Here is a 10,446-nt window from a genome sequence, read left to right as displayed (position 1 = left end):
GATCCGGTTGCGGTGTGTGTGCCGAAGGGTCCTGGTCAGGTTGTTGCGGTGTTGGGGGTGTTGGCGGCCGGTGGGTGTTATGTGCCGGTGGGGGTGGATCAGCCTCGGGCGCGGCGTGATCGGATTCTGAGGGCTGCGGGTGCGCGGCATGTGCTGGTGGGGGAGGGTTCCGGGTCTGCCGAATTCTCTGTCTCTGCTGGGTCTTCTGGTTCTTCTGGGTCTGCTGGTTTCTCTGAGTCCGCTGATTCTTCTGCTGGTTCCTCTGGTTCCTCTGGTTCCTCTGGTTCCTCTGGTTCCTCTGGTTTGTCTGGGTCTTGTGGGTCTGGTGGTTGGCCGGTTGGTGTGGAGGTTGTGGGTTTGGGGGTGGCGGTGGGGGCTGTGCCGTTGGCGGAGCCTGTTGTGCCGTCGGTCGGGGATTTGGCGTATGTGATTTTCACGTCGGGTTCGACGGGTGAGCCGAAGGGTGTGGAGATTTCGCATGCTGCGGCGTCGAACACGATCAGTGCGGTGAATGCGCGGTTCGGGGTGGGGTCCGGGGATTGTGTGCTGGCGGTTTCGGCGTTGGATTTCGATCTGTCGGTGTATGACGTTTTCGGGTTGCTGTCGGTGGGTGGGCAGGTTGTCACTGTTGCTGAGGGGGAGCGGCGGGAGGCTGCGGTGTGGGCGCGGTTGGTGCGTGCTCATGGGGTGACGGTGTGGAATACGGTGCCGGCGTTGTTGGACATGGTGTTGACGGCTGCGGATTCGGTGGCGTTGCCGAGTTTGCTGGTGGTGTTGGTGTCGGGGGACTGGGTCGGTCTGGATTTGAAAGACCGTTTGGCGGGGGTGTCGTCGCGGGCGCGGTTGGTGGCGTTGGGTGGTGCGACGGAGGCGGCGATCTGGTCGAACGCGTTTGAGGTGGAGCGGGTTGATCCGGAGTGGGTGTCGATTCCGTATGGTCTGCCGTTGCCGAATCAGTGTTATCGGGTGGTGGATGGTCAGGGTCGGGACCGGCCGGACTGGGTTCCGGGTGAGTTGTGGATCGGCGGGGGCGGGGGGGCCCGGGGTTATCGCAATGATCCGGAGCGTACGGCGAAGTGTTTTCCGGTGGTTGAGGGTCGGCGTTGGTATCGGACGGGGGATCAGGGGCGTTATCACCCTGATGGGATTCTGGAGTTCCTCGGCCGTACCGATCACCAGGTGAAGATCCGCGGCCACCGCATCGAACTCGGCGAAATCGAAACGCGGTTGCGGGAACTGCCCGGCGTCGCACACGCCGCGGCGTGGGTCGAGACGACTCCGTCCGCCAAGCGCCTCGTCGCCGCCGTCACCGGCACCGGCCTGACCCCCGAGAGGGTGCGAGCCGGACTGGCCGACGACGTGCCCGGCTACATGGTTCCGGAACATGTCCGGGTACTGGACTCGATGCCGCTGAACGCCAACGGCAAGATCGACCGGGCGGCCCTCGCCCGCGCCGCCACGGCACAAGCCCCGCCGCCCACGGGGGCAGCCGCTCCGCGGGGCGCGACGGAACAGGCCGTCGCCGAGATCTGGCAGGAGTTGCTGGAGGTTCCCGAGGTCTCGCGGGACGCCGGCTTCTTCGAACTCGGCGGGGACAGCCTGACCGCGATCCGCGTCGTGCAGCGACTGATCCGCCGCTTCGGCGTCGAACTCACCCTGCGACAACTGCTCGACCGTTCCACGCTCACACAAGTGGCCGCCCTGATCGACGAATTGACCGGGGTGACCGACGACCACGACGCACCCGTGCGACTTGAGGAAGGTGTCCTGTGACTGCCAGCGACGTCATCGCCGAACTTGAGCAAGTCGGGATCCAGTTGTGGGAGGACGACGGCAAACTGCGCTTCCGCGGCCCGGAGGGGGCCATGACGCCGGAGCGCCGCGACCTGCTCGTCAGCCGTCGCGACGACGTCCTGAACGCCCTGCGTGAGCGCGACACCCGGACTGTGGAGCCACAACCCGAGGCGCGCTTCGAGCCGTTCCCGCTGACCGACGTGCAGTCCGCCTACCTGCTCGGCCGGCGCGACGCGTTCGAGTACGGCTCTGTGCCGTGCCACGCCTACGGCGAACTGTTCTTCGACACGCTGGACCGGGAGCGCCTCCACGGTGCGTGGTCGAAGGTGGTCGACCGGCACGACATGCTGCGCACCGTCCTCGACTACGACGGTTTCCAGCGCGTTCTCAAGGACCCGCCGGAGCCCGTGATCGACTGGACCGACGTACGCGGACTCTCGGCGTCCGACGGCGAGGCGCGGCTGATGGAGACGCGCGAGCGCCTCTCCCACGAGGCGAAGGAGGTCACCGGCTGCCCGCTGTACAGCATCGCGGTCACCGAGTTCGCCGACCGGGCCGTACTGCACTTCTCCATCGACTTCCTGATTGCCGACTATGTGAGCATCTATCTGCTGCTGGACGAGTTCGGCGCGTTCTACGAGAACCCCGAGGCTGACCTTCCGGCGCCGGCCATCAGCTTCCGTGACTATCTGCGGGCCGAGCGGCAGGTGCGGCAGGGACCGGCCTACGGACGCGACCGGGCGTACTGGCTGGAGCGCCTGGACGACCTGCCGGCCGCACCGGAGCTGCCCATGGTCGCGGAGCCGAGCCGCTTCGGGGCGACCCGCTTCACGCGGCGTGAGTTGCAACTCGACCCCGCCACCTGGAGCTCGCTCAAGCAACGTGCCGGGGGCCGCCGCCTGTCCGCGTCCAACGCGGTCATGGCCGCGTACGCGGAGGTGCTCGGGCGCTGGAGCCGCCACCCGCGCTTCACCCTCGACGTCACGGTCCTCAGCCGGCTGCCGCTGCACGAGGACGTCGGAGCCATCGTCGGCGACTTCACATCCGTCGATCTGCTGGCGGTCGACACGGCCGCCGGAGGCGGATTCGCCGGCCGCGCGAGGGCGCTCAGCGAGCAGCTGTTCGAGGACCTGGACCACCGCCTGTTCACCGGCGTGGAGGTCATCCGCGAGCTGAGCCGCCGGCGCGGGCCGCAGGAGGCCCTGATGCCCGTGGTGTTCACCAGCGCGATCGGACTGGCCGATGTGTCGCCGGCCGCCGGCCCCATGCGCACCAGGATCGAGAACGGCATCAGCCAGACCCCCCAGGCATGGCTCGACTGCCAGGCGATGGAACAGCCCGACGGTTCCCTCCTGATCAACTGGGACTCGCGCGACGACGTGATACCCCCGGCGGTCCTGGACGACATGTTCGGGACCTTCGAGACGCTGCTGCGAGCGCTCGCCGCCGCCGACGCGCCCTGGGCCGCCGACGACCCGGTGGCGCTGCCCGTCGAGCAGCTCGCCCGGCGCGCCGAAGTCAACGACACCGCACGCCCGCTGAGCACCGCCCTGCTGTCCGACGCACTCGTCGGCCAGGCGTTGGCGCGCCCCGAGGAGACCGCCGTCGTGGACGCCGAGGCCGCGATCGGCTATCGCGCCCTGCTGGCACGGGCCACCGCGGTCGCGGAGGCGCTCCGCGCGGCGGGCCACAAGCGCGGCGACCGCGTCGGCGTCGTCATGGACAAGAGCCGTCACCAAGTCGCGGCGGCCGTGGGGGTCCTGCTGGCCGACGGGGCGTACGTGCCGGTCGACGCCGCCCAGCCGGAGCCCCGCCGGGATCAGATCCTGACGGCGGCGGGCGTCGAGTTGGTGCTGAGTCATTCACGCAGCACTGCGGCCGTGCCGGGGGGATGCCGCCGCATCGACGTCGACACCCTCGCCGACGCCACCGCAGAGCCCGCCCGTCCGCAGGGTTCGCCGCAGGACTCCGCGTACGTCATCTTCACGTCCGGCTCCACCGGCACCCCGAAGGGTGTGGAGGTCAGCCACCAGGCGGCCGTCAACACACTGGACGACGTCTGCCGCCGCTTCGCGGTCACCGGGGACGACGTCGTGCTGGGGCTCTCCAGCCTCGCCTTCGACCTCTCCGTCTTCGACATCTTCGGCGTCCTCGGCCGTGGCGGGACGCTCGTCCTGCCGGCCCCCGAGCGGCACGCCGACCCGTCGCACTGGGCCGAACTCGTCGCAGGGCACCGGGTTTCCGTGCTCAACACCGTGCCCGCGCAGATGATGCTGCTGGAGGAGTATCTGCGCGCGGCGGACACCGACTGCACCAGCGTGCGGCTCGCCATGATGTCCGGGGACTGGATTCCGGTTCCGCTGCCCGATGCGATCCGCGCCCGCATCCCGGGGATCGAGCTGGCGAGCCTCGGCGGCGCCACCGAGGCCGCGATCTGGTCGATCGTCCATCCGATCGGCGAGGTCGACCCCGCCTGGCCGAGCATCCCCTACGGGAAGCCGCTGGAGAACCAGCGTTTCCACGTGCTCGACGGCGCGCTGCGGGCACGCCCCGAACTCGTCGTGGGCGACCTGTACATCGCCGGCGCGGGACTGGCCGAGGGCTACCTCGGCGACGAGGAGAAGACCGCCCGGTCCTTCATCCGGCTGCCTTCCGGCGAGCGGGCCTACCGCACCGGCGACCTGGGCCGCTACCTCCCGGACGGGACTATCGAGTTCATCGGTCGCGACGACCGGCAGGTCAAGATCCGCGGCCACCGGGTGGAGCTCGCGGAGGTCGAGTCCGCCCTGTCCGCCGACCCCGAGGTCAACGCCGCCGCCGTGACAACCCGGGGCGAACGCAACGACCGCAGGCTGGCCGCCTTCGTCGAGCCCGCCGGCACCGATGCGCCCGCCTCGCCGACCGACACCGCCCTCGTCGACGACGTCGTCGCGGCGGGCGACGCGATACGCGAGGGCGTCGACGTCAGCAAGGTCGTCGAGTTCGGCACGGTGCTCGACGACGCCGCCCTGCACCGCATGGTCGACGTGCTGCGCCAGTCCGGGCTGTGGCCCACGACGAAGGACCGGCACACCACGACGGAGATCATGCGCACCGCCCGCGTCGCCCCGAAGCACGAACGGCTGGTGCGACGCTGGCTCGCCGCCTGCGTCGAGAACGGCTACCTGCGTGAGGACGACGACGGATACGCCTGCCTCCGCCTGGTCACCCCCGACGATGTCGCGCGGGCCTGGGCCGAGGTCGAGCGACTGATGCCGCAGGCGCACGACCGGCCGGAACTGGTGGAGTACTTCAAGACCGCCTCGGCGCACCTGCCGGAGCTGATGCGCGACGAACAGGACCCGCTGCGGCTGCTCTTCCCGGAGGGCGACCTGAGCATCCAGGAAGCGGCCTACATGGAGGGCTTCCTCTCCCGCTATCTCAACCGGCTGGCGACCAGCACCGTGCTCGGCGTGGCCCGCCGGCACCGCGGCAGCGCCCCGCTGCGGGTGCTGGAGATCGGCGCCGGAGTCGGGGGCACCAGCGCGGACACCATCCCCGCGCTGGACGGCGAGAACGTGCGCTACTCCTTCACCGACGTCTCGCAGTTCTTCCTGAACAAGGGCGCCGACACCTACGGCGCGTACCCGTGGGTCGACTACGCGATGTTCGACTTCAATGAGCCCTTCCGCGACCAGGGGGTGCGCCCCAACTCCGTCGACGTGATCCTCTGCGGCAACGTCATGCACTACGCCAAGGACGCCCGCGCGGTGCTGCGGCGGATGCGCGAGGCCCTGGTGCCCGGCGGCTGGCTGGTCTTCATCGAGACCACGAGGGACAACTACCAGATCCTCACCTCGATGGAGTTTCTCTTCGACGCCACCGCCGGCGACTTCCAGGACGTCAGGCACGGGAAGGACCAGACGTTCATCGCCCGCCGGCAGTGGCAGGACCTGCTCGCCGAGGCCGGGGCGGAGACCGTGTACTGCCTTCCGGACCCGGCGGATGAACTCGCCGGCATCGGCATGCACGTCTTCGCGGCCCGGTTCAAGCAGGACCGGGTGGCGATCGACACCGAGGACCTCACCCGCCGCCTCGCCTCCCGGCTTCCCGCGGAGATGATCCCCTCGCGCTTCCACGTGCTCGACTCGCTGCCGCTGACGGGCAACGGCAAGGTCGACCGTGCCGTCCTCGCCGGCTGGGCCGAGGAGCGGGACCCGGACTCCGAGCAGTCCCACGAGGGCGAGCAGCAGGGAGCCGGCGAGCTGAAGCAGGCCATCGCCGGGATCTACGCCGAGGTCCTGCGCCGTCAGGACGTCGGCCTCGACACGAACTTCTATTCGCTCGGGGGCGACTCGCTGCTGGCTGCCCAGGTGGTCACCCAGCTCCGCGAGAGCGTCCCCGAGGCCGGGGCCGTGCTCTTCGACGAGTTGCTCAGGGAGCTGCTCAACGGGGCGTCGGTCCAGGAAGTCGCGGCATTCCTCGACGACAGCACCGCCACCGCCCAGGAGGAGACCATGGACCAGGCGAGCTATGTCCTTGCCGGAGCAACCGAGCAGATCGGCAACCCCGTACACGTCCTGATCAACGACGGGTTCGGCGAAGGCGCCGAGCGCGTCGGCTCGGAGCTGGGCGAGCGCGATCCCGTCATCCAGGTCCCCATGCTCGCGATCGGGGACATCGGGGAGACCGTGCGGATCGAGGACCTGGCCGACACCGTCGTGCAGGAGCTCCGCAAGCTCAGCCCCGGCCCCTTCCACCTCATAGGCGCCCGCGGCGGCGGCCTGCTGGCGCTCACGGCTGCGCAGCAGCTCACCGAACTCGGCGTCCCCGTCTGCGGCTTGACCCTGATCAGCAGCTACCCGCTGCCGGCCGCCATCCGCGACGAGGTCTTCTACGAGGCGATGTTCCTGATGGGTGCCGGCGCCGACCCGTCGGCCCTCGGCTACCCCGGCCAGACCGCCCTCGGACGGGTCCTGCAAGAGCTGGTCCCCACCGGCGAGATCACCACCGAGTCGCTGGCCGCGCTGGCCGAGAGCCCGGACCCGGAGCTGCGCTCCGCGGCGTCGACCCTCACCGGTCTCGCCGGGCGGCCCCTGCAGGCCCGGGTGGACGCGATCGCCGACATGTTCGGCTGGCCGGCGGACGACATCCTCGGGGCGCTGCGTGGCACGCGCGCCCTCTTCAACGCGGCGGGGACCCACACCCCCGACATCTACACCGGGGACGTGCGTCTCCTCGTCCACAGGGACGAGGAGCCCATCTGGCCGACGATGGCCGCCGACATGCGCGCCTATTGGAAGGACGTCTGCGTCGGCGGCCTCGACGTCGAGCAGATCCCCGGCTCCCACTTCACCTGCTGCGACGCACTCACCGGAGCCCAGGTCGACCTGCCGGAGGAGAAGGCGTGACCGACGTCGAGATCGCGGTGCTCGGCGGCTACGGAGCCGTGGGAGCCGCCGCGCTGAAGGCCCTCACCGACCGCAGACCCGGCGTGACCGTCAGAATCGGCGGCCGCAACGAGGCGCCCGCGGCGGCGCTCCTCGACAAGCTCGGCGTCGAGGGTGAAGCCCTCGAGGTCGACCTGAACGACGGCCGCTCGCTCGCCGGCTTCTGCCGGGGTGCGCGGCTCGTCCTCAACTGCGCGGGACCGTCGTACCGGGTGCTGGACCGGGTGGCGTGGGCGGCACTGGCCGCCGGGGCGGCCTATGTCGACCCGGGCGGCGACAAGCCGGTCTTCGACGCCCTGCACCGCCCCGGGACGTTCACCGGCACCGCAGTCCTCACGGCCGGAATGCAGCCCGGCCTCACCGGGCTGCTGCCCCGTCACCTGGCCCGCTCGATGTCCGAGCCGCGCGCACTCACGGCGTACGTCGGCACGATGGACCGGCTGACCCCGGCCGGCGCCGCCGACTACCTGCTCAGCCTGGGCGGGTCGTACGGTGAGGCGCAGGCGGCCATCCGCGGAGGCATCCGGGTGGAACGGGAACTCGAGCCGCGCACCGGCGTCGAACCGCCGTACGCCGGCCGCCGGCTCGACGCTTACCCGTATCTGAGCTTCGAAGCCGAGGAAGTGGCGCGGGAGTTCGGGCTCGCGGAGGTCGACTGGTTCACCGTCTACGAGGGCGGGGCGCACATGATGACCTGTCTGAGCCGGCTCCAGGGGGCAATGCGTGGCGAGTCCGATCTGACCGAGGCCGCGGACGAACTGACCAGGGCGGCCGCTCTCGACCTCTTCGGCAAGGAGCCCTTCCAGCTGATGCTCTTCGAGGTCACCGGCAGCCACCACGGCACGCCGGCCACGCGCAGCCTGGCGTTGCGCGGTCACGACACCTACGTCCTCACGGGGCTGGCCGGCGCGCTGGCCGCGATCGACGTGCTGGACGGACGTACCGGGCCCGGCATCCACCACGCCGCCCACACGCTCGACCCGGACGTCGTGCTCGAAGCCCTGCGGAACACCCCGGAGGTCACCACGCTCGAAATCCTCGAACACCCCATCCTCGGCGCCCTCCGCGTGGAGGAGGGGGAGCTGTGACGGCCGGTGTCCCCGCCACCCGGCGGGCCGCGGACGGACGTCCCCGGGTGGCAGTGGCCGGGACGGGCTTCGGCCGTGCCTACCTCGCGGCCTTCGAGCGGCCCGGCTTCCCGTTCGAACTGGCGGGCATCATCGCCCGCGGCAGTGCACGCAGCAAGGCGTGCGCCGAGCACTACGGGGTGCCCCTGTGGGCCGGACCCGAAGAGGTGCCCGACGGCGTCGATCTGGCGTGCGTCGCCGTCGGCGGGGTGATGACGGGGGGACGGGGGCCTCAGCTCGCGCAGGAGCTCATGCGACGCGGCATCCACGTCCTGCACGAACACCCGCTGCATCCGGATGAGTTGGTCGCCTGCCTGCGGGCGGCCCGCGAACGGCGGGTGGTGTTCCGCATGAACACCCACTACCCCCATGTGGAGCCCGTGCGGCGCTTCCTGAACGCCGCTCAGGAGGCCACAGCCCGGCAGCGTCCCCTCTTCGTCGACGTCACCTGCGCCTTCCAGGTCCTGTACACGATCTTCGACATTCTCGGCGAAGCCCTCGGGGGGATCAGGCCCTTCGGTATCCACGGAGTGCTCGAGGAACCCGCCGGCGGCGCGGCACCGCCGCCGTACCGCAGCCTCAGCGGCCGGTTCGCCGGGGTGCCGATGACGTTCCGTCTCCAGAATGAGCTGGTGGCCTCCGCCCCGGACAACTACAGCCACATGCTCCACAGGATCACGATCGGGTACGACGGCGGGCACCTGACGCTGGTCAACACCCACGGGCCGGTGCAGTGGAGCATGCGCCCGCACATGCCCGACGAAATGAAGGACCTGGTGCGCTTCTCCGATGCCACGGCGCCGCACCTGCGGGTACCGAGCGTCGAGCCGGTCGGCCCCCCGGCCGGCGCGTCCTACAGCGAGGTCGTCGCTGAGCTCTGGCCCCAGGCAACCGCACGCGCGATGACCGCCCTGTGGCGGGACGCCGCCGACGGCGCCCCCTCCGACGCACACGTGCAACGGCACGTGGCCCTCACCCGGCTGGCGATGTCCGTCGCCGAGGCGTGCGGTCCGGTGCGCATGCACCGGCCGGACCCGCCCGAGCTGCTCGGCGCGGAGGACCTGGCACCGGCCGGCACGCAGGAAAGGAGGCCGGCGACATGACGACGGCCCCCAACGCATGGCTGCGCATGTTCCACCCCCGCCCCGGGGCCGCACTGAGAGTGCTCTTCTTTCCGCATGCCGGGGGCTCTGCCACCTTCTACCGCCCACTGGGCGGTGCGCTGCCCGAGAGCATCGAGCCGGTGATTGTCCAGTACCCGGGGCGCGGGGACCGGATGGCCGAGAAGCCGTACACGGACATGGACGCGCTCGCGCACGGACTCGCCCGCGCCCTCGCCCCCCTCGCGGACAAGCCCCTGTGGTGCTTCGGCCACAGCATGGGCGCCTCCGTCGCACACGAGGTGACGCGCCGGCTCACCGTCCGGGACGGCCCCCGCCCTCAGCATCTGATCGTCTCCGGCCGTCCGGGCCCGGCCCGGCAGCGGCCCGGCGACAAGCACCAGGACGACGACAGGCTATGGGCCGACGTCTGCAACCTGGGCGGCACCGACAGCAGCCTGTTGCAGCTCCCCGAGCTGCGGGCCGTGGCCCTGCCGGCGATCCGCGCCGACTACCGGTTGATCGAGACGTATCGGCCGGCTCTGAGCACCGACCTGGACCTCCCGGTGACCGCGTGCTTCAGCGACCGTGACCCGGAGGTCGACGCCGCGGACGCCGAGGCGTGGCGCCCGGTCACCACCGGGCCCTTTGCGGTGGAGTGCTTCGCCGGCGACCACTTCTACCTGCGCGGAACCGGTGAACCCGCCCTCGTCTCCTGGTTCGCCGAGCGAAGCGCCGCCCAGCGGGCGTAGGCCCCGTTGCCGAATCCCGTCCGGGGCGGCGCCCTGCACGCACGCTCTCCCCCGCTTCGCGGGAGGTGCCCCCAGCACACCGGGGACCGCACCCGCGTCCTGACGGGCGTACGAGGTGATTCGTCGGACAGGTTCCGGGACTTCCTGTCAGCACTCTGTCATCACGCCACCACGCACGGCTCCCAGGGGCTACGTTCACCGGGCACATGCGCCAGAACACCAGGAGCCGGAAGACCAGGAGGGT

5 protein-coding genes are annotated in these 10,446 nt (G+C 70.6%); all 5 read left to right on the top strand.

Going from position 1 to position 10,446, the window contains the following annotated elements; translation table 11 throughout:
* The first annotated feature begins 12 nt into the window (after nt 1-12).
* Genes H180DRAFT_RS14560 through H180DRAFT_RS14540 form a run of 5 tightly spaced genes read left to right on the top strand, consistent with a single transcriptional unit; the run spans nt 13 to nt 10,202 of the window.
* Nucleotides 13-1,773 carry a non-ribosomal peptide synthetase gene (locus tag H180DRAFT_RS14560; protein ID WP_074466814.1) on the top strand — a complete coding sequence of 587 codons (1,761 nt, stop codon included), beginning with the start codon at nt 13-15 and terminating at the stop codon, nt 1,771-1,773.
* The gene (locus tag H180DRAFT_RS14555; protein WP_055486459.1) at nt 1,770-7,184 is read left to right on the top strand and encodes a non-ribosomal peptide synthetase; all 5,415 of its coding nucleotides are present in this window, start codon (nt 1,770-1,772) and stop codon (nt 7,182-7,184) included. The genes H180DRAFT_RS14560 and H180DRAFT_RS14555 overlap by 4 nt, the downstream gene beginning before the upstream one ends.
* Nucleotides 7,181-8,311 (top strand): saccharopine dehydrogenase NADP-binding domain-containing protein, encoded by a 1,131-nt coding sequence (locus tag H180DRAFT_RS14550; protein ID WP_055486458.1) that lies wholly within the window; start codon nt 7,181-7,183, stop codon nt 8,309-8,311. The genes H180DRAFT_RS14555 and H180DRAFT_RS14550 overlap by 4 nt, the downstream gene beginning before the upstream one ends.
* Nucleotides 8,308-9,453 carry a Gfo/Idh/MocA family oxidoreductase gene (locus H180DRAFT_RS14545; protein WP_055486457.1) on the top strand — a complete coding sequence of 382 codons (1,146 nt, stop codon included), beginning with the start codon at nt 8,308-8,310 and terminating at the stop codon, nt 9,451-9,453. Before H180DRAFT_RS14550 ends, H180DRAFT_RS14545 begins: the two co-directional genes overlap by 4 nt.
* Nucleotides 9,450-10,202, top strand: coding sequence for a thioesterase II family protein (locus H180DRAFT_RS14540; RefSeq protein ID WP_074466813.1), 753 nt, complete (start codon nt 9,450-9,452; stop codon nt 10,200-10,202). The genes H180DRAFT_RS14545 and H180DRAFT_RS14540 overlap by 4 nt, the downstream gene beginning before the upstream one ends.
* Nucleotides 10,203-10,446: the final 244 nt, after the last annotated feature.

This window comes from Streptomyces sp. WMMB 322 (genome assembly GCF_900090145.1).
In the GTDB taxonomy this organism is placed as follows: Bacteria; Actinomycetota; Actinomycetes; order Streptomycetales; family Streptomycetaceae; genus Streptomyces.
Note: the sequence above shows the minus strand (reverse complement) of the source record. Positions and strands in the feature narration are given on the sequence as shown.